The sequence below is a fragment of the Janthinobacterium sp. AD80 genome, assembly GCF_002878455.1.
Classification (GTDB): domain Bacteria; phylum Pseudomonadota; class Gammaproteobacteria; order Burkholderiales; family Burkholderiaceae_D; genus Janthinobacterium.
In genome coordinates, this window is record NZ_NRDQ01000081.1 from 1 (window position 1) to 19,771 (window position 19,771).

Sequence of the window (19,771 nt, forward strand, 5' to 3'; positions counted from 1 at the left end):
ACTTTCATCCTTAGATCGTATGCGGTATTAGCGTAACTTTCGCTACGTTATCCCCCACTCCAGGGTACGTTCCGATATATTACTCACCCGTTCGCCACTCGCCACCAGAGCAAGCTCCGTGCTGCCGTTCGACTTGCATGTGTAAGGCATGCCGCCAGCGTTCAATCTGAGCCAGGATCAAACTCTTCAGTTTAATCTCTGTTACTTTGCCATTTTATTGGCACCGTCATTGCTGACGGGTCGCTCACTCAAAAAACTGACAGGCTACTTCCGAAGAAGTATCCTATTTCATTATTTCTTGTGAACATTTGATATTTTAAGTTTGACAGCGATCCGAAGATCACTGCTGCACTTACATCAAATGCCCACACTTATCGACTGTTAATTGTTAAAGAACTGTATTCGGCACTACTTTCGCACTATCGACAAAGCGTTGTGTTTGTCAGCTGCGAAGAAGGAAGAGTATGAAGCATTTCAGCACAATCGTCAACTCCTTCTTTTTTCTCGTCTCAGTCAGCATTTGCATGCGTCGTTCAGCGAGGGGGCGAATTATAGCCCTGCCCCGCGCGCCTCGCAAGCGCTAATTTGCAGTTGGGCAAATATTGCTGTGTGATATCGTAGCACCGACAATTCCCTGCCTCATCCACCCTGATTCCCATGCCTATCCCACACATTTCACCAACCGCCAATGCAGCACTGGCCAGCGCCCTCGAACACGCCATCAATAGCAAGACCAAGCCGCTGGGCAGCCTCGGCATGCTGGAAACCCTGGCGCGCCAGATCGGCCTGATCCAGCAAGACACGCAACTGGCATTGCACCTGCCTGCCATCATCGTTTTCGCGGCCGACCATGGTATCGTCGCCGAAGGCATTTCCGCCTACCCGCAAAGCGTCACCTGGCAAATGGTGGAGAACTTCCTTGGCAACGGCGCCGCCATCAATGTCTTCGCCCGCCAGGCCAATTGCGCCCTTTATATAGTAGACGCCGGCGTGAACCATGATTTCGGCCCGCGCGACGGCTTGCTCGACCGCAAGCAGGGGCCCGGCACCTGCAACTTTGCCAAGGAACCCGCCATGAGCCAGGAACAATGCCTAGCCGCCATGCAGGCGGGCATGGACCTTGTCGCCACGCTGGAAGGCAATGTGCTGGGATTTGGCGAAATGGGCATCGGCAACACAACGGCTGCCGCCGCACTGATGCACAAGCTGACGGGCACGCCCGTCGCCGACTGCGTGGGCGCCGGCACGGGCCTGTCGAAAGATGGCGTGTTGCATAAACAACGAGTGATCGAAGCAGCTGTCGCCCATCACGCCACAGTCAAGGAGCCGCTGGCCGTGCTGGCCACCTTTGGCGGCTTCGAGATCGCCATGATGGCCGGCGCCATGCTGAAAGCGGCCGAACGGCGCATGATTTTGCTGATCGACGGCTTCATCGTCAGCAGCGCCCTGCTGGTCGCGGCGCGTTTGCAGCCGGCCATCCTCGATTACTGCGTGTTTTCGCACTGCTCCGATGAAAACGGCCATCGCCAGTTGCTGGCCAGCCTTGGTGCGCGTCCGCTGCTGCACCTCGATTTGCGCCTGGGCGAAGGCACGGGTTCCGCGCTGGCCTTGCCGCTGCTGCACGCGGCCGTCAATTTCATGCGTGAGATGGCGACCTTCGCCTCGGCCCAGGTCAGCGAAAAATCCACGGCAGAATAAATGATGTTTCATCCCCTGACCGCCATCCTCCACCAGTGCCGGCTGTTCTTCATCGCGCTGCAGTTCTTCACGCGCCTGCCGATACCGCGCTGGGTGGGTTTCGAGCCAGCATGGCTGCAGCATGCCTCGCGCTATTTCCCCCTGGTGGGCGTGGTGGTGGCGGCCATCTCCGGCGCCGTGTATCTGCTGGCCAGCTGGCTTTTGCCCTTGCCGGTGGCCGTGCTGCTGGCCGTGGCCGCCGGCATCTATCTGACGGGCGCCTTCCATGAAGACGGTTTCGCCGACATGTGCGACGGTTTTGGCGGCGGCTTGACGCGTGAGCGGGTGCTGGAGATCATGAAGGATTCGCGCATCGGCGCATATGGCGCCATCGGCATCATCTGCCTGCTGGCCCTCAAATGCGCGGCGCTGGCTTCGCTACCGCCCACCGTGATCGTCGCGACCCTGTTCATCGCCCATCCTCTGTCGCGCCTGGCCGCCGTGTCGCTGATCTGGCTCATGGACTATGCGCGCGACGAAGGCAAGGCCAAGCCCATGGCCCAGGAGATGCGTACAACAGAATTCCTCATCGCCGCCGTCTGCGGCATGTTGCCCGCCATCGCCTGCGGCGTGCTGGGCATCGTCGACCGGAGCGCGCTGGCCTTCGCGCTCGTGGTGGCTGCCGGCGCTGCCTGGTGGCTGGGCCGCAAATGCCAGCGCCGCCTGCAGGGCTACACGGGCGACTGTCTGGGCGCAGTGCAGCAGGTGGCGGAAGTGGCCATCTACCTGGCCATCCTGTCGAGTTTCCAGGCGCCAGCGCACTTCGCCTTCTATTAGCAGCATGCGCCTGATCCTCGTCCGCCACCCCGCGCCGCACATCGACAACGGCATCTGCTATGGCCGCAGCGACGTGGCGGTGGCCCCAGAAGAAATGGCGAAAATACGCATCGCGCTGCAAACGGCACTTCCTGCCCACGTGCCCTTGTACGCCAGCCCCCTGCGCCGCTGCACAGAACTGGCATCAAGCCTGGCGCGCGAGCTGCCCGCCAGCGGCCTGCAGCTCGATGCGCGGCTGGCCGAAATGGATTTCGGCAGCTGGGAAATGCAGCCCTGGCACGCGATCGCCCGCGCGGAAATCGATGCCTGGGCCGCCGACATGGCGCATTACCGGCCCGGTGGCGGAGAGAATGTGCTGGCGATGGCCACCCGCGTCGAAGCCTTCCTGCGCGATCTGTTGCGCGAACAACACGCAACGGCGGTCATCGTCTGCCATGCGGGCACCATCCGCCTGCTGTGCGCTTTGCAAGCCGGGCTGCCATTGGAGGAAACGGCCCTGCTGGCCGCCAGTTCCGCCCACAAAATCGCCTATGGCGCGGCGTTATCCATCGATTTCTGATATCGAATTGTCCAGCCAAGCATTTCAGACCCCGCCTGCTGCACGTATAATGGCGGGGTTTTGGTGCCCGCGCTCATGTCCATGAGCGCAGTTAAACGGGAAACACGATGCCGCACTCGCGGCGAACGTGTGCTGCCCCCGCAACGGTAAGCAAGTGTCATCCCTCCTCACAGGAAGCGGGCGACAAGCTATCTCTGACAACCACTGTGCTTGCAATCATCGAGCATGGGAAGGTGGGATAGCCGTACTTGCCAGCCCGGATACCGGCCAGGACAGGTGGAAGTGTGCGAACGGGGATGTTCGCGATCCGAATGGTCCTTGGCCATCTTCGATCGTCATCTTCAGTTTCCCGCTTCTGTTCAATCTGGCCTACGGGGACGTCGGCTGGTTGCATATTACTTACTGAAAATTATCATGACCCATGCTGTTTCCCGCCACGCGGCGCTCACGTCGCTCGCGCTAGCCATTGCCGCGCCTGCCGCTTTCGCCCAGACCACGCCAGATACCTTCGATCCAGTGATCGTCACCGCAACCCGCACCCCGCAAAAAACCAGCGAACTGCTGGCCAATACGGCCATCATTACCAGCGAAGAAATCTCCCGTTCGGGCGCAGGTTCCGTTACAGAGTTGCTGCAAAAACAGCGCGGCATCGAAGTGACGCGCAACGGCGGCGCAGGCACCGCAGCGTCGGTGTACATCCGTGGCGCGAACAGCACCCAGAATATCGTTCTGGTGGACGGCGTCCGCATCGGTTCATCCACCCTGGGCACCGCCAACTGGAGCCCGGTTCCACTGGCAAACATCGACCGCATCGAGATCGTCTACGGACCATTGAGCACCCTGTACGGTGCCGATGCCATCGGTGGCGTCATCCAGATTTTCACCAAAAAAGGTAGTGGCGCGCCCGTGGTTGGCGCGTCGGTCGGCTTCGGCAGCGATGCCACGCGTCAATATGACGCAAGCGTTTCGGGTGCGACCGGTGGCTACAACAGCCTGAGCTACTCGCTGAACGTCAGCAAGGAAAAAAGCGACGGCTTTTCGGCCACCAAGCCAGGTAACTTCTCTTACAATGCCGACAAAGACGGCTATGACAAGAAAAGTGTCACGGGCCAGGTTGGCTTCCAGTTGGCCAAGGGACACGATCTGGGCCTGGTGTTCATGAACAGCAAACTTGAATCCCAGTACGATAGCGGCCCTGGCTATGATACGCGCAGCAATCAAAAGCTGGAAAACATCGGCGTATTCATGAACAATGAATTCGTTCAAGGATGGCACAGCAAAGTACAATTTGCCGAAGCGCGCGACAAGGCCAACGAGGACACCTCTGCGGGCGCGGCCGGCAAGAGCTCTCTGGAAACCAAGCAATCGACTTTCGACTGGCAAAATGACATTGCCATCGGCATCGACACGCTGCAATTGCTGGCCAGCTACCGCAAGGAAGAAGTCGTATCCAGCGCCAAACCGATCTTGAATCGTGCCCGCGACACCAAGTCGCTGGCGGCTTCCTACACCATGAAGCGCGACCAGCACCTGCTCAACGCCAGCCTGCGCCGCGACAAGATGTCGGAAACCGGTTCGACAACTACTGGCAGCCTTGGTTACGGCTACCAGATCAACAATGCCTTGCGAGCCACGGCCAGCTATGGCACCAGCTTCCGCCAGCCCACCTACAATGAGCTGTATTACCCGGGCTACGGCATCGCCAGCAACCGTCCTGAAAAAGGCCGCAATGCTGAAGTTGGCCTGCGCTACGATGATGGCAAGACGCAACTGAGCGCCGTGTACTATCACAATCGCGTGACCGATTTGCTGATTTATGCGGATACCTGCCCGGTTGAAGTGGCCACTCATCCGTTCGGCTGCGCCTACAACGTCAACAAGGCATTGCTGGAAGGCATTACCCTGACTGGGCGCCGCAAGTTTGGCGACTTTGGTCTCAGCGGCAATATCGATCTGCAAGATCCTCGCGATCAAACCCTGGACAAATCGCTGGTGCGCCGCGCCAAGCGTCACGCCAACTTTGCAGCTGACTACAGCATCGGTCAACTGAATACAGGCGCCGAATGGCAATTGTCAGGCAAGCGTTTTGAAAATCCTGCCAACACGACCAGCCTGGGCGGTTATGGCCTGGTCAACCTGTTCGCTACCTATCAAGTGGCGCAGGACTGGTCGGTGCTGGCGCGCTGGAACAATATCACTGATAAGAAGTATGAACTGGCACGTAACTACAATACCGCCGGCTCCAACTTCTTCGTCGGTGTGCGCTACGGCATGAAATAAGCATGTAGTAATGATGTAAGCTGCGGGCGATGGCGCCATGCCATTGCCCGCAGTGCAGTTCCGCAGTCCCCGTTTTAAAGGTATGCATGCACCCATTTTTCCGCAATATGCGCCACCGCGCCACCGTGATCCTCACGGTGCTGGCCGCGTGCGCAGTTGCCAGCCTGATTTTCTCCGGCATGACCGGTTCGATCGCGATTCCGCTCGCCGACATGCCTTCCGCCCTGTTCCACGTCGTGCAGGGCAAGACCGATACCCTCGCCGCCACCCTGCTCGACCTGCGCCTGGGCCGCGCGCTGACCGCCTTTGTCACTGGCGCGGCGCTGTCGCTGGCCGGCGTCATGATGCAGGCGCTGCTGCGCAACCCGCTGGCCGATCCGTATGTGCTGGGCATTTCCGCCGGTGCTTCCGTCGGCGCCCTGGCCGCGCTGCTGTTCATGTGCGCGCTGTGGGTGGTCGATGCGGCCGCGTTTGCCGGCGCTGTCGGCGTCTCGATGCTGCTGTATTTCTTTGCGCGCCGCGACCTGCGTGGCGGCGCGGCGGCCGAAGGCGGCGCTTCATTGCTGCTGCTGACGGGCGTGATCCTGGCCTCGGCCTGCATGGCCATCGTCACCCTGATGCTGTCCATCGCCCCTGAAAGCCGCTTGCGCAGCATGATCTTCTGGATGATCGGCGACCTGTCCGGCGCCCCGGCGCGGGTGATGCCCTGGCTGGTACTGGCGGGCGCCCTGTTCTTCGCCTTGCGCTGTGCGCGTTCCCTCAACATCATGGCCCTGCACGCGGAAGCGGCCAGCACCCTGGGCGTGCGCGTGGGTGCCCTGCGCAAGGGACTGTTCTTCTGCTCCGGCCTGCTCACTGCCAGCGCCGTCACCAGCGCCGGCAGCGTGGGGTTTGTCGGCCTGATCGTGCCGCACGCGCTGCGTTTCGCCTGCGGCCCCGACCACCGCCTGCTGATCCCCGCCGCCGCACTGGCCGGCGGCACCTTCCTCGTGCTGGCCGATACGCTGGCGCGCACCGTGCTGGCACCGTTGCAACTGCCGGTCGGCGTCGTCACAGCCATGATAGGCGCGCCCGTCTTCCTGTACCAATTGCACCGCTTGCGCAGGGGATGAAACAAGCATGATCCGCACTTACCAACTGGGCCTGAAGGCCGGCACGCGCTCCCTCGTGGAAAACCTCATCTGGCAAATCAGGGAGGGCGAATGCTGGAGCGTGATCGGCCGCAACGGCGCCGGCAAGAGCACCTTGCTGCGCACCCTGGCCGGCTTGCGCGAACCCGATGCCGGCCACGTGACGATACAAGGCCGCGCCCTGGTCGACTGGCCGCTAGAAGCGCTGGCGCGCGAACGGGCCTTCCTGGCGCAGGCGCGGCATGACGCCTTCTCGTACCGCGTGATCGAAACGGTGCTGTCGGCGCGCCATCCATATCACGACAGCCATTACTGGGAAGGCAGCGACGACCAGCGCATCGCCATGGCGGCGCTGGCCTCGATGGAAGTGGAGCACCTGGCCGAGCGCGACGTGCGCAGCCTGTCCGGCGGCGAGCGCCAGCGCGTGGCGATCGCCGCCATGCTGGCGCAGGATACGCCCTTGCTGCTGCTGGACGAACCGGCCAACGCGCTGGACCTGGCGCATCAGGTCAGCGTCATGGGCCTGCTGGCCAGGCTGTGCCGCGAACAGAATAAAACCGTGGTGATGGTCGGGCATGACCTGAACCTGGCGCATAGCGTCTCGACCCATGCGCTGCTGCTGATGGGCGATGGCGGCTGGCTGGCCGGCGCCGTGGCCGAGGTGATGCAGGCATCCATCCTGAGCGACTACCTGGGCCACCCGATCGAGATCATCGATCACGGCAAACGCAAGATATTCATACCAAAAGAGGATCAGCAATGAGCGAGAACAAAGCAGTCGATGCGGATACCGCCGCTATCAACGAACGCCACCGCGTGCGCATGGAACGCAAGAAGGCCATCATCGATGCGGCCATCGCCAAGGCCGACAAGGAAATCGGCATCATCATCGTCAACACGGGCAATGGCAAGGGCAAGAGTTCGAGCGGCTTCGGCATGGCCATCCGTGCCATGGGCCACGGCATGAAAGTGGGCGTGGTGCAGTTCATCAAGGGCGCCATGTCGACCGGCGAAGAAAAATTCCTGCGCCGCTTCCCCGACGAAATCAGTTTTCATGCGATGGGCGAAGGCTATACCTGGGAAACGCAGAACCGCGAGCGCGACATCGAAAAAGCCGAACTGGCGTGGGAACAGGCGAAGACCTTCCTGGCCGACCCAAGCTACGGCCTGGTGCTGTTCGACGAACTCAATATCGCCCTCAAGTACAACTACCTCGACGTGCATAAAGTCATCGCCGACCTGCTGGAGCGCCCGCACATGCAGCACGTGGTCATCACGGGCCGCGGCGCACCGGACGAATTGATCGCCATCGCCGACACAGTCACCGAGATGGCTGTCGTCAAGCATGCGTATGCGGCCGGCATCGGCGCGCAAATCGGCACCGAGTGGTAACAGCGCCATGACGCGCACCCTGGTCTTCGGCGGCGCCCGGTCCGGCAAAAGCGCCCATGCGGAACAACTGGCGCAAGCCTCCGGCAAGGAAGTGCTCTACCTCGCCACGGCGCAGGCGGGCGACGGCGAGATGGCCGCGCGTATCGCGCACCACCGGGCGCAGCGCCCGGCCGGGTGGGTGACTATCGAAGAACCGCTGCGCCTGGGCGAGGCCATCCTGCGGGAAGCAAGGCCCGGCAGGCTGTTGCTGGTCGACTGCCTGACCCTGTGGCTGACCAACCTGATGTTTTCCAGCGGCGAGACCTATCCGGACGTGGGCGACATCGCCCTGCCTGAACTGTTTCACAGCGAGCGCGCGCACCTGCTGTATGCGCTGGCGGAAATCGAAGACAGCGGCTGCGACATTGTGCTGGTGTCGAACGAAGTGGGCATGGGCATCGTGCCCTACGGCGCCATCTCACGCTGCTTCACCGATGAAGCGGGCCGCTTGAACCAGGCCGTGGCCGCCGTGTGCGACAAAGCTGTCTTTGTCGCCGCCGGCCTGCCGCTGTACCTGAAAGGCGGCCCATGCTGAGCGGCTTGTCGCTGCCCATGCTGGCGGCCCTCATGACGGCTGGCGTGCTGCTCGACATGCTGCTGGGCGAGACGCGCCGCTGGCATCCGCTGGTCGGTTTTGGCCGCCTGGCCAGCGCCCTGGAACGCCTGCTGAACCGGGGTCGCGCACGTTTCATGCGCGGCATGCTGGCATGGATGCTGGCCGTGCTGCCACTCAGCTACGCCGCCTGGTGGCTGTGCGGCCTGGCCGGTGCCGCCCTGCACGTCTCCCTGTTGTATCTATGTCTGGGCCTGCGCAGCCTGCGCGACCACAATCAGCCGATCGCCGACGCCCTGGCCATCGATGACCTGGACAACGCGCGCCTGCTGACGGCGCGCATCGTCAGCCGCGACACGGCCAACGCCGACGCGGCCAGCCTGGCCAAGGCCAGCACGGAATCCCTGCTGGAAAACGGCAACGACGCCGTCTTCGGCACCCTGTTCTGGTTTGCCGTGGCGGGCGGCCCCGGCGCCGTGCTGTTCCGCCTGGCGAATACGCTCGACGCCATGTGGGGCTACCGCAATGCGCGCTACGACTGGTTCGGCTGCTGCGCCGCGCGCATCGACGACATCTTGAATTACCTGCCGGCGCGCCTGACGGCCCTGTCCTACGTCTTGCTGGGAAAGCGCATGGCCGATAAAAAACGCGCCTGGCAGTGCTGGCGCAGCCAGGCGCCAAATTGGGGCAGCCCGAACGCGGGTCCCGTGATGGCCAGCGGCGCCGGCGCCCTGGGACTGGCCCTCGGTGGCGACGCCATCTACGACGGCGAACTGGAACGCCGTCCGCCGCTGGGCAGCGGCCGTCCCGCCGAAGCGCGCGACATCGACCGCGCCTGGCGCCTGGTGGCCGAAACTGCCGTCTTGTGGCTGATCTGGATGGCGCTGCTGGCGGGCCTGTACTACCTGAAAGGGAAATACCTTGCTTGAACATGGCGGCAACCTGCGCGACGCCGCGCGCGAATATGGCCGGCCCATCGCCGACTGGATCGACCTGTCGACAGGCATCAATCCGCACGGGTATGCAGCGCCAGCACCCGACGCCAGCGCCTGGCACCGGCTGCCGGAAGCCGATCCCGCGCTGGCCGCTGCCGCTTGCGCCTACTACGACGCGCCAGCCATGCTGCCCTTGGCAGGTACGCAGGCTGCCATCCAGGCCCTGCCCCGGCTGCGCGCGCCGTCGCGCGTGGTGGTGGCCGCGCCCTCGTATGCGGAACACGCGCACCATTGGGGACAGCACGGCCATCACTTGCGGCAAATGCCATATGCGCAGCTGGCCGATGCCGTTGACAGCTGCGACGTGCTGGTGATCTGCAACCCGAACAACCCCACCGGGGAGCGCATCGCCCCCGAACTGCTGCTGGCATGGGCGGGCAGGATGGCCGCGCGCGGCGGCTGGCTGGTGGTCGATGAAGCGTTTGCCGACACGGAAACGCACGCCAGCCTCGGCCCCCATAGCGGCCAGCCGGGCCTGATCGTGCTGCGCTCGGTGGGCAAATTCTTTGGCCTGGCGGGATTGCGCCTGGGCTTTGTCGCCGGCCCTCCCGCTTTGTTGGCGCAGCTGGCCGACATGCTGGGACCGTGGACCGTCAGCGGCCCGGCGCAGCAGGTGGCGCTGGCGGCCCTCGCCGACACGCATTGGCAAGGCGCCATGCGTGACCGCCTGCGTGGCGAAGGCGCGCGCCTGCAGCAACTGCTGGCCGCCCACGGCATCGCCAGCGGCGGCACGGCGCTGTTCCAGTGGTGGCCGGAAGAACGCGCCGAGGCCTTCTGGCGCCACATGGCGGAAGCGGGCATCTGGGTGCGCCTGTTCCGCCACGCGGCCCACGGCATCCGCCTGGGCCTGCCCCCCGACGAACCCGCCTGGCTGCGCCTGCAGCAGGCCCTCACCGCATGGAAAAAGACATGAACCACCTGAAAACCGCATTGCTGCTGGCCGGACTGATTTCGCTGCAGGCGCACGCCGCCATCAGCGTGCGCGACGACGATGGCAATACCGTCACCGTGGCAAAACCCGCGCAGCGCATCCTGGCGCTGGCGCCGCACATCACGGAATTGCTGTTCGCGGCCGGCGGCGGCGAGAAGATCGTCGGCGTCGTCAGCTACAGCGACTACCCGGAAGCGGCGAAGAAAATTCCGCAAGTGGGCGACAACCGCCAGTACGACATGGAGCGCATCATCGCCATGAAGCCGGACCTGATCGTCGTCTGGATGCATGGCAGCGCCGAGCGCCAGATCGCCATGCTGCGCCAGCTGAAAGTACCCATCTATCACAGCGAGCCGCGCAAGCTGGCCGACATCCCCAGCGGCATCGAACGCCTGGGCCAGCTGATGGGAACAGAACAAGTGGCCAAACCCGTCGCCGCGCAGCTGCGCAACAAACTGGCCAGCCTGACGGCGCAGTACGCGCAACGCCCGCCCGTGCGCGTGTTTTACCAGGTATGGGATAAGCCTTTGTATACCCTCAGCGGTTCGAGCATCATCAGCGACTCCATGCGCGTGTGCGGCGGACAGAATATCTTCGCCGCGATGAAGGTGGTGGCGCCCGTCGTCACGCCGGAAGGCGTGCTGCAGGAAGACCCGGAAGTCATTTTCGGCACCAGTGAAAAGAGCGACCCGCGCAGCGAAGGCGGCTTGGCCATGTGGCGTGCCTTCCCGTCGATGACGGCCGTGCGCAAGAATAACCTGTTCCGGCTGAATGGCGACTTGCTGAACCGCGCCGGTCCGCGCATGATCGAAGGCACGGCCGCCATGTGCGAACAGCTGGAAGTAGCGCGCCAGCGCCGTGCCAAGGCAGCGCAATGAGCTACTACCAGCGCATCGCCTGCCTGTCGACGGAAGCGGTGGAAACCCTGTATGCGCTGGGCGCCGAAGACACCATCGCGGGCATTTCCGGTTTTACCGTGCGGCCATCGCGCGCACGCGAGGAAAAAACCAAGATCAGCGGTTTTTCATCGGCGAACCTGGAACGCATCCTGGCCGTGCAGCCGGACCTGGTGATCGGCTTTTGCGACATGCAGGCCGACATCTGCCGCGACCTGGTCAACGCCGGCATCGAAGTGCACCAGTTCAACCAGCGCACGGTGGACGGCATCCTGCGCATGATCGCCGTGCTGGCCGCGCTGGTGCGGCGCGAGGAAGCGGGCCAGGCGCTGATCGCCAGCCTGCGCGCGAACATCGCCACTGCCCGCGACCGCGCCGCCGCCTGGACGCGCAAGCCCGTGATTTACTTTGAAGAGTGGAACGAACCTCTGATGAGCGGCATCGGCTGGGCGGCGGAACTGATCGAGATCGCCGGCGGCGCCGACGCCTTCCCGGAACTGTCGACGCAGCCGGGCGCGAAGGAACGCATCATCGCCGATCCTTTGGCGGTAGTCGCGCGCGCGCCCGACATCATCATCGCCAGCTGGTGCGGCAAGAAATTCCAGCCGGCGCAACTGGCGGCACGCGCTGGCTGGGAGGCGATTCCCGCCGTACGCAATGGCATGCTCTTCGAAATCAAGTCGCCTGACATACTTTCTCCCGGTCCAGCCGCCATCACGGAGGGCTTGCGCCAGATCAGCGACATCATCGCGCAGTGGCAAAACTGGCAGGAGCGGCAGGCATGAAGTCGCCCTTTCCCGCCCTGATGGTGCAGGGCACGACCTCCGACGCGGGCAAGAGCACCGTCGTCGCTGCCCTGTGCCGCCTGCTGAAACGGCGCGGCGCGACGGTGGCGCCGTTCAAGCCGCAAAACATGGCCCTGAATAGCGCCGTGACAGCGGACGGCGGCGAGATCGGCCGCGCCCAGGCCCTGCAGGCGCTGGCCTGCGGCATCGCGCCGCACACGGACATGAACCCGGTGCTTTTGAAACCGTCGTCGAACACGGGCGCGCAAGTGATCATCCACGGCAAGGTGCGCGCCGAGATGGATGCGCGCGACTACCAGCAATATAAAACCATCGCCATGGGCGCCGTGCTGGAATCGTACGCGCGCTTGCGCCAGCAATACGACGCCGTCGTCGTCGAAGGCGCGGGCAGCCCGGCGGAAGTCAATTTGCGCGCGCGCGACATCGCCAACATGGGCTTTGCGGAAGCCGTCGACTGTCCCGTGATCCTGGTGGCCGACATCGACCGGGGCGGCGTCTTCGCGCACATCATCGGCACCCTGGCGTGCCTGTCCGACAGCGAGCGGGCGCGCATCATCGGCTTTGTCATCAACCGCTTCCGCGGCGACATCTCGCTGCTGCAACCGGGCATCGAATGGCTGGAACAGCAGACGGGCAAACCCGTGCTGGCCGTGCTGCCGTATCTGCAAGGCCTGTTCCTCGACGCGGAAGACGCCGTCGAGGCGATGCAGGCCGAACGGGGCGCCTTCAAGGTGGTGGTGCCGCAGCTGCCGCGCATCAGCAACCACACGGATCTCGACGCCCTGCGCGCGCATCCCGGCATCGACCTGCAATTTATCAGACAGGGGCAGCCGATACCGCCGGCCGACCTGGTGATCCTGCCCGGCAGTAAAAACACGCGCGGCGACCTGGCCTGGCTGCGGCAGCAGGGCTGGCCCGCCTACCTGGCGAAACACCTGCGCTATGGCGGCAAGGTACTCGGCATCTGCGGCGGCTTCCAGATGCTGGGGCAGTCCGTGCACGACCCGCTGGGCGTGGAAGGACAAGCCGGCGCATCGCCGGCACTGGGCCTGCTGGACATGGCGACCGAGCTGACGGCGCAAAAAACGCTGGAGCAGGTGGCGGGCCACTGCGCGTTTGCCGGCGCGGATCAAGCTGCCGTGGCCGGCTATGAAATCCACATGGGCGTGTCGCATGGCGCGGCCTTGCAGCAGCCCGCCTTTGTCATCGCGGGCCGGCCGGAAGGCGCCGTGTCACAGGACGGGCAAATCCTGGGCAGCTATTTGCACGGCATGTTCGACACGCCCGCCGCCTGTTCCGCGCTGCTGCGCTGGGCGGGGCTGGCGTCGGCGCACACGGTCGACACCGCTGCCCTGCGCGAAGCGAGCCTGGAGCGCATCGCCGATGCGGCACTGCCATTGCTGGAGGCACTGGAAAAGCTGGAATGCCGATAAAAATTTCATAGCAGCAACAACAGGGCGCTGCGGCGGCGACGCAGCGCGCCCATTTATGTGACAATTGCTGGCATTCCCCAGGCGCAGCACTCCTTACCAGGCCACGCATCCATGTCCAGTTCCCCGATTAAAAGCTACCTTCCCTGGGTGGTCGCCACCGCCCTGTTCATGGAGCAACTCGACTCCACCATCGTCAACACCGCCATTCCCGCCATGGCCGCCAGCCTGAACGTAACACCGCTGAGCCTGAAAGCCGTCGTTACCAGCTACATCCTGAGCCTGGCCGTGTGCATTCCCATCAGCGGCTGGATGGCCGACCGCTTCGGCACGCGGCGCGTGTTTTCCGCCGCTGTCGCCATCTTCACCATCGCCTCCATCCTCTGCGGCCTGTCCGTCAATTCGCCGATGCTGGTGGCGGCGCGCCTGCTGCAAGGGGTGGGCGCGGCCATGATGATGCCGGTGGGCCGGCTCACCATCATCCGTACCTTTCCCAAGTCGCAATTGCTGGCGGCCATGAACTTCGTCATCATCCCGGCCCTGATCGGCCCCTTGCTGGGGCCCACGGTGGGCGGTCTGATCGTGCACTGGCTGTCGTGGCGCGAGATTTTCTTCGTCAACGTGCCCGTCGGCCTGGTGGCGCTGTACCTGGCGCACCGCTACATGCCCGATTACTACGGCGACAAGCCGCGTCCGCTGGACCTGATCGGCCTGGTGCTGTTCGGCACGGGCATCGCGCTGCTGTCGTGGCTGCTGGAAGTCTTTGGCGAACACAAGATCGACCCCACCTCGGCCGCCGTGCTGCTGTTCATTTCCATCAGCCTGCTGGCCGCGTATGCCTGGCATTCGAGCGAAGTGCTGCACCCGCTGCTGCGCCTGACCCTGTTCAAGATCCGTACCTTCCGCGTCTCCGTGGTGGGCGGCTTCGTCACGCGCCTGGGCGTGGGTGGCCTGCCCTTCCTGTTGCCGCTGCTGTACCAGCTGGGCCTGGGACTGCCGGCTTGGCAGTCGGGCTTGCTGATGATGCCATCGGCGGCCGCCGCCATGGGCATGAAATTCATTTCCGCGCGCGTGCTGGCCCGCTTCGGCTATCGTCAAGTGCTGATCGTCAACACGGTGCTGATCGGCGTAACCATCGCCATGTTTTCGCTGGTGAATGTCGGCACGCCCCTGTACGTGATTGTCGCCATCAGCCTGTGCATGGGCTTTTTTAACTCACTGCAGTTTTCCAGCATGAACACCATCGCCTATGCCGACGTCGACAAGGGCGATTCCAGCATGGCCAGCACCATCGCCAGCTCGATGCAGCAGCTGTCGATGAGCTTTGGCCTGGCCTTCGGCTCGCTGATCACGGGCTGGTACCTGGGCGACATGCCGCAATCGGACCGCGCCATGCTCAGCACGGCCCTGCACCACGCCTTCCTGACCCTGGCGGCGTTGACGATCCTCTCGTCCCTGACGTTCTGGACCCTGCGCCGCGACGATGGTGAGAGCATCAGCAAGGGCACGGACAGCGACGAGGACGATGCGGACGAGGTCAAGGCCCAGGCTGTTGTGCAGACGGAAGTACAAACCTCGAAAAGCTGAGCCACATCAAGCTTGCTGCCAGCGCCACTGGCGCTTCGGCCTGCCGCTGCTACCGTGACAGCAGGAGGCGCACATGGCGGCCGAGCAGCGGTTTGCATGGAAGGGCACGGACCGCCATGGCCAGGCGGTCGCTGGCGTCCTGCGCGCGCTTGACGCCAGCGCCGCCAGTGTCGCGCTGCGGCGCCAGGGCATCCTGGCCAGCGAGGTCAAGGCCGCGCGCGCGGCGCCCGGAAAGGCCATCACGCACAAGGATATCGCCCTGTTTACGCGCCAGCTGTCGACCATGATGGCGGCCGGCGTGCCCCTGCTGCACGCCTTCGACATCGCCGGCAAGGGCCACGCCAAGCCCGCCATCACCGAGCTGATGCAGGACTTGCGCCACGCTATCGAAGCGGGCAGCAGCCTGCAGCAGGCGTTCCGCCAGTTTCCCCTGCTGTTTGACGCGCTGTATTGCAACCTGCTGGCGGCCGGCGAGCAGGCCGGCATCGTGCAGGAATTGCTGGCGCGCCTGGCCACGCACCAAGAAAAGTCCATCGCCCTGCGGCGGCAGATACGAGGCGCGCTGATGTATCCGCTGGCCATCGTGCTCGTCGCCATCGTCGTCACGGCCCTCATCATGAGCGTCGTCGTGCCGGCGTTTCGCCAGGTCTTCGACAGTTTCGGCGCGCCCTTGCCGCTGCCAACCCTGGCCGTGATGGGCCTGTCGGCCTTTCTCGTGCGCCACTGGCTGGCCCTGCTGACGGGGCTGGCCGCGGCCGGCCTGCTGCTGCGCCTGGCCTGGCGCCGTTCACCTGGCCTGCGCCGGCATGCGCAAGTGCAGGCGCTGCGCTTGCCCCTGTTCGGCCCGCTCTTGCGCAAGGCGGCGGTTGCCCGCTGGACGCGCACCCTTGCCGCCATGTTCGCCGCCGGCGTGCCCCTGCTCGACTCGCTCGACTTGGTGGGCGCCGCCGCCCATCACGCCGAATACCAGGAAGCGACGGCCCGCATCGAGCGCGAAATCCGCGCCGGCGGCAGCCTGGCTCTGGCCATGCAGCACAGCGGCGTGTTTCCCCCGCTGCTGACCCAGCTGGCCCTCATCGGCGAAGAGTCCGGCGCGCTCGACGCCATGCTGTCGCGCGCGGCCGACATCATCGAAAGCGAAATCGAAGCCACGGTGGCCATCCTGTCGGCGCTGATGGAACCGGCGCTGATGGTGGTGCTGGGCGTGCTGGTGGGCGGCCTGGTGATCGCCCTGTATTTGCCGATTTTCAAGCTGGGCGCGGTGATTTGACAGATCGCCGCGAGCAAAACGCCCCCAGGCGCGGGCGGATGTCTTACACTGCGGCAGTGCCACCCAATGTTTGCGCGGCAACATTCATCACCCCGGACTAGTTCACCATGCTGCAAGATACCCTGTTGTTCGCCGCGCCCGGCAATCTGCCCGTCGCCCTCGTCGCTGCCCTGTTCGGCCTGATCGTCGGCAGCTTCCTGAATGTGGTGATCCACCGCCTGCCAAACATGATGCAGCGCGAGTTCGACAATGACGTGGCGCAGGCCAACGGCCAGCCGCCGCCGCACACGGAGCGCTACAACCTGATGCTGCCGCACTCGAACTGCACCGCCTGCGGCCACCGCATCACGGCCATGGAAAACATTCCCGTCATCAGCTACTTGCTGCTGCGTGGCAAGTGCAGTGCGTGCAAGGCGCCCATCTCCTTGCGCTACCCGCTGGTGGAACTGCTGACGGGCGCGCTGTCGGCCCTGTTGATCTGGCACTTCGGCAGCGGCTGGACGGGCCTGGCCGCGCTCGTCTTTGCCTGGCTGCTGATCACCATGACTTTCATCGATGCGGATACTCAATTTCTGCCCGATGACCTGACCTACCCGCTGCTGTGGGCCGGCCTGCTGGTGAATATCAATAGCACATTCGCCCCCCTGCAAGACGCCGTCATCGGCGCGGCCGCCGGCTATCTGGCGCTGTGGAGTGTCTACTGGGCCTACAAGCTGGCGACAGGCAAGGAGGGAATGGGGTATGGTGACTTCAAGTTGCTGGCGGCGCTCGGCGCCTGGCTGGGCTGGACCATGCTGCCGACGATCATCCTGCTGTCCTCCATCGTCGGCGCCGTGGTCGGCATCGGCCTGATCGTCTTTGCCAGGCACAGCCGCGACAAGGTCATTCCGTTCGGCCCTTACCTGGCCGCGGCGGGTCTGGTCACCCTCCTGTACGGCGCACCGCTGTCACGACTCACCTTCGGCCTGACAGGCTGATTTTTTACAGCAGCGACGCTGCCCAGCATAGGATAAAAGATGCACATACAGAACGCGCCCTACTTCAGCGTGGGACTCACTGGCGGTATCGGTTGCGGCAAGAGCACGGTCGCCGACCTGTTCGCCGCACGCGGCGCCTCCATCGTCGATACCGACCAGATCGCGCATAGCCTGACGGCGCCGAATGGCGCGGCCATGCCTGCCCTGGTGGCGCAATTCGGTCCCGATTTTGCGGACGCGCGCGGCGCCCTCGACCGCAACAAAATGCGCAAGCTGGTGTTTTCCGACGCCGCCGCGAAGGCGAAGCTGGAAGCCATCCTGCACCCGCGCATCCGCCAGGCCACGCTGGCGGCGGCCGCCGAGGCGACGGGCAGCTACGTGATCTTTGCCGTGCCCCTGCTGATCGAGTCGGGCGGCTGGGTGGAGAGGGTCAACCGCGTGCTGGTCATCGATTGCCTGGAAAGCCTGCAGGTCGCGCGCGTGATGGCGCGCAACGGCTTATCGGAAGAACAAGTCAAAGCCATCATGGCCACGCAGGCGACGCGCGCCATGCGCCTGGCGGCAGCGGACGATGTGATCGACAACAATGGCGATTTGGCGGCGCTGGAACCGCAGATCGCCCAGTTGCACGATTTATATCTGGCATTTTCAAAAAGAATGGCCGGAAACGGGTCGCAACGTTTGTAATTTGTCGACGCTTGGTTCAAAATCACGGGATTGTTTGCAGGTCCTTACTTAAGGGAATTATTTTGATTGTCTACGAATACCCTTTCAATGAACGCATACGTACCTTGTTGCGGCTGGAAGACTTGTACGACAAATTCAAGTTCTTCATTCAGCAAGAACATGCAATGCAGCATCATGTTGCCTTGGCAACTATTTTCGATATGCTTGAAGTGGCCGGCCGCGCCGACCTGAAGTCCGACCTGCTGCAGGAACTCGAGCGCCAGCGCCAGAGTTTGCTGGGCTACCGCAGCAACCCCAATGTGGAACCGGAAACCCTGGATGCCATCCTGGGCGAACTCGACAGTGTCAGCGGCGCCCTGGTGGCGGCGCAAGGCAAGACGGGCCAGAATATCCGCGACAATGAATGGCTGATGAGCATTCGTGGCCGCACCATCATCCCGGGCGGCGCCTGCGAATTCGACTTGCCGTCCTACTTTGCCTGGCAAAAACGCAGCTCGGAGCAGCGCCTGACCGATATCCATGCGTGGTTCGCCCCGCTGGCGCCCCTGTTCGATGCGCTGGCACTCGTGCTGCGCCTGCTGCGCGATTCCGGCGGCCCCGTTAAACTGATCGCCAACGGCGGCAGCTACCAGCAAATGCTGCAAGGCAAGGTGTACCAGATGCTGCGTTTGAGCCTGGATGAAAACAGCGGCGCCATTCCGGAAATTTCCGCCAACAAATACATGCTGTGGGTGCGCTTCACTACCCAGGGCGGCGACTTGAAACCCAAGCCGCTGGAAGAAGATGTCCCATTCGAGCTCACGCTCTGTAATTTTTAACTGTAATTGCCATGACCGTAGTCAACTGCCCTACCTGCGCCGCCAAAGTCGAATGGACTGAAGCCAACAAATACCGCCCCTTCTGCTCGGAACGCTGCAAACAGATCGACCTGGGTGCCTGGGCCGAGGAAAAATACACGATCCCCGCCGCCGACCCGTTTGAAGATCCGCTGGCAGACGAAGACAACAAGCCGCAGTAAGATGTAATAAGCCGCCGTACGCCTCACTTAAACGGATTTTCCAGGCGCAGCCCCTGCGCCGCGAAACTGTCGAGCCTGCCACTGACCACCGTCAAGCCATAGGCGATACCCATCGCCGCGATCTGCCTATCGACGCCGTGCGTCTGGCCGCGGGCATGCAGACGCGCACACACGAGCGCGCAATCGAGGTCGAATTCCAGCAGCCGCGGCGCATATTCCGCCAGCACGGCTTCCAGCCAGCCTTCCAGCGCCAGTGCTTCCAACGCCGCCTCGCGCCGCCAGCTGCACTGTATCCCTGCGCGCAATTGCGCGATCACCTGCACCGGCACATAGCGCGCCTCGGGTGCCACCCGCTCGAAAAAATCGGCCACGCCCGCCTGTGCGGCGCTGCCCTTGCGCGATGCAACGATCACATCCGTATCGAGCAGGTAAGCGGGCATAATCGTGGTGATTCAGGGGCGGCGCTCGAAATCCGCATCCAGCCCCACGTCGGGCATGCTGCGCAAAATATCGTCGAGCGGACGCTTCGGCAGCGGCCGCAAGGCGCTGCGCAGGATGTCGCGGTGCTCGTCCTCGATGCTGCGCCCGTGCGCGCGGGCACGCTTGTGCAAGGCGGCAATCAGCAATTCATCGGTATCGGTAAAGGTCAGTGTCAGCGGCATGCGAGACTCCCGGTGCGTGATGAAAGCACTGTAGCGCAAAGCGCG

General features: G+C 63.7%; 21 protein-coding genes, 1 rRNA gene and 1 riboswitch. Of the genes, 19 read left to right on the forward strand and 3 right to left on the reverse strand.

Annotated elements, in window-relative coordinates; translation table 11 throughout:
* Window positions 1-193, reverse strand: a 16S ribosomal RNA gene (locus JaAD80_RS16280); the annotation flags it as partial.
* Window positions 194-657: 464 nt separating this feature from the next.
* Here JaAD80_RS16280 and cobT point away from each other — a divergent pair.
* From cobT to yacG, 19 genes are all read left to right on the forward strand, one after another.
* Window positions 658-1,698 (forward strand): nicotinate-nucleotide--dimethylbenzimidazole phosphoribosyltransferase, encoded by a 1,041-nt coding sequence (gene cobT, locus JaAD80_RS16285; RefSeq protein WP_102295498.1) that lies wholly within the window; start codon window positions 658-660, stop codon window positions 1,696-1,698.
* A gap of 3 nt (window positions 1,699-1,701) precedes the next feature.
* Window positions 1,702-2,514 carry an adenosylcobinamide-GDP ribazoletransferase gene (locus JaAD80_RS16290; protein ID WP_102295570.1) on the forward strand — a complete coding sequence of 271 codons (813 nt, stop codon included), beginning with the start codon at window positions 1,702-1,704 and terminating at the stop codon, window positions 2,512-2,514.
* 4 nt (window positions 2,515-2,518) lie between these two features.
* Window positions 2,519-3,073: a histidine phosphatase family protein gene (locus tag JaAD80_RS16295; RefSeq protein WP_102295500.1), complete on the forward strand. Its 555-nt coding sequence runs from the start codon at window positions 2,519-2,521 to the stop codon at window positions 3,071-3,073.
* A 44-nt stretch (window positions 3,074-3,117) separates the two neighbouring features.
* Window positions 3,118-3,360: riboswitch (cobalamin riboswitch) on the forward strand.
* Window positions 3,361-3,391: 31 nt separating this feature from the next.
* A complete protein-coding gene (locus tag JaAD80_RS16300) occupies window positions 3,392-5,353 on the forward strand; it encodes a TonB-dependent receptor domain-containing protein (protein ID WP_258003028.1) in 1,962 nt (653 codons plus the stop codon).
* Between the two features lie 86 nt (window positions 5,354-5,439).
* Window positions 5,440-6,465, forward strand: coding sequence for an iron ABC transporter permease (locus JaAD80_RS16305; protein WP_102295503.1), 1,026 nt, complete (start codon window positions 5,440-5,442; stop codon window positions 6,463-6,465).
* Window positions 6,466-6,472: 7 nt separating this feature from the next.
* On the forward strand, window positions 6,473-7,246 hold the full coding sequence (locus tag JaAD80_RS16310; RefSeq protein WP_102295505.1) for an ABC transporter ATP-binding protein: 774 nt from the start codon (window positions 6,473-6,475) through the stop codon (window positions 7,244-7,246).
* Window positions 7,243-7,875, forward strand: a complete 633-nt coding sequence (gene cobO / locus JaAD80_RS16315; protein WP_102295507.1) for a cob(I)yrinic acid a,c-diamide adenosyltransferase — start codon at window positions 7,243-7,245, stop codon at window positions 7,873-7,875. Before JaAD80_RS16310 ends, cobO begins: the two co-directional genes overlap by 4 nt.
* Window positions 7,876-7,882: 7 nt before the next feature.
* On the forward strand, window positions 7,883-8,449 hold the full coding sequence (gene cobU, locus JaAD80_RS16320) for a bifunctional adenosylcobinamide kinase/adenosylcobinamide-phosphate guanylyltransferase (RefSeq protein WP_102295572.1): 567 nt from the start codon (window positions 7,883-7,885) through the stop codon (window positions 8,447-8,449).
* Window positions 8,443-9,396: an adenosylcobinamide-phosphate synthase CbiB gene (gene cbiB / locus JaAD80_RS16325; protein WP_102295508.1), complete on the forward strand. Its 954-nt coding sequence runs from the start codon at window positions 8,443-8,445 to the stop codon at window positions 9,394-9,396. Before cobU ends, cbiB begins: the two co-directional genes overlap by 7 nt.
* A complete protein-coding gene (cobD, locus tag JaAD80_RS16330) occupies window positions 9,389-10,375 on the forward strand; it encodes a threonine-phosphate decarboxylase CobD (RefSeq protein WP_102295510.1) in 987 nt (328 codons plus the stop codon). Before cbiB ends, cobD begins: the two co-directional genes overlap by 8 nt.
* Window positions 10,372-11,271: a cobalamin-binding protein gene (locus JaAD80_RS16335; protein ID WP_102295512.1), complete on the forward strand. Its 900-nt coding sequence runs from the start codon at window positions 10,372-10,374 to the stop codon at window positions 11,269-11,271. The genes cobD and JaAD80_RS16335 overlap by 4 nt, the downstream gene beginning before the upstream one ends.
* Window positions 11,268-12,074, forward strand: a complete 807-nt coding sequence (locus tag JaAD80_RS16340) for an ABC transporter substrate-binding protein (RefSeq protein WP_102295514.1) — start codon at window positions 11,268-11,270, stop codon at window positions 12,072-12,074. Before JaAD80_RS16335 ends, JaAD80_RS16340 begins: the two co-directional genes overlap by 4 nt.
* The gene (locus JaAD80_RS16345) at window positions 12,071-13,528 is read left to right on the forward strand and encodes a cobyric acid synthase (RefSeq protein WP_258003029.1); all 1,458 of its coding nucleotides are present in this window, start codon (window positions 12,071-12,073) and stop codon (window positions 13,526-13,528) included. The genes JaAD80_RS16340 and JaAD80_RS16345 overlap by 4 nt, the downstream gene beginning before the upstream one ends.
* Window positions 13,529-13,639: 111 nt before the next feature.
* Complete coding sequence (locus JaAD80_RS16350; RefSeq protein ID WP_258003030.1) at window positions 13,640-15,112, forward strand: DHA2 family efflux MFS transporter permease subunit; 1,473 nt, start codon at window positions 13,640-13,642, stop codon at window positions 15,110-15,112.
* Window positions 15,113-15,185: 73 nt separating this feature from the next.
* Window positions 15,186-16,382: a type II secretion system F family protein gene (locus JaAD80_RS16355; RefSeq protein WP_102295517.1), complete on the forward strand. Its 1,197-nt coding sequence runs from the start codon at window positions 15,186-15,188 to the stop codon at window positions 16,380-16,382.
* A 107-nt stretch (window positions 16,383-16,489) separates the two neighbouring features.
* Window positions 16,490-17,359 carry an A24 family peptidase gene (locus JaAD80_RS16360; protein ID WP_102295519.1) on the forward strand — a complete coding sequence of 290 codons (870 nt, stop codon included), beginning with the start codon at window positions 16,490-16,492 and terminating at the stop codon, window positions 17,357-17,359.
* A gap of 39 nt (window positions 17,360-17,398) precedes the next feature.
* A complete protein-coding gene (coaE, locus tag JaAD80_RS16365; RefSeq protein ID WP_102295520.1) occupies window positions 17,399-18,046 on the forward strand; it encodes a dephospho-CoA kinase in 648 nt (215 codons plus the stop codon).
* Between the two features lie 62 nt (window positions 18,047-18,108).
* The gene (gene zapD / locus JaAD80_RS16370; protein ID WP_034748811.1) at window positions 18,109-18,864 is read left to right on the forward strand and encodes a cell division protein ZapD; all 756 of its coding nucleotides are present in this window, start codon (window positions 18,109-18,111) and stop codon (window positions 18,862-18,864) included.
* An 11-nt stretch (window positions 18,865-18,875) separates the two neighbouring features.
* Complete coding sequence (gene yacG, locus JaAD80_RS16375) at window positions 18,876-19,064, forward strand: DNA gyrase inhibitor YacG (protein WP_071325269.1); 189 nt, start codon at window positions 18,876-18,878, stop codon at window positions 19,062-19,064.
* A gap of 23 nt (window positions 19,065-19,087) precedes the next feature.
* On the opposite strand, the gene JaAD80_RS16380 is transcribed toward yacG, so the two are convergent.
* Window positions 19,088-19,504: a PIN domain-containing protein gene (locus tag JaAD80_RS16380; RefSeq protein ID WP_102295523.1), complete on the reverse strand. Its 417-nt coding sequence runs from the start codon at window positions 19,502-19,504 to the stop codon at window positions 19,088-19,090.
* A 12-nt stretch (window positions 19,505-19,516) separates the two neighbouring features.
* The gene (locus tag JaAD80_RS16385; RefSeq protein WP_102295525.1) at window positions 19,517-19,726 is read right to left on the reverse strand and encodes a DNA-binding protein; all 210 of its coding nucleotides are present in this window, start codon (window positions 19,724-19,726) and stop codon (window positions 19,517-19,519) included.
* Window positions 19,727-19,771: the final 45 nt, after the last annotated feature.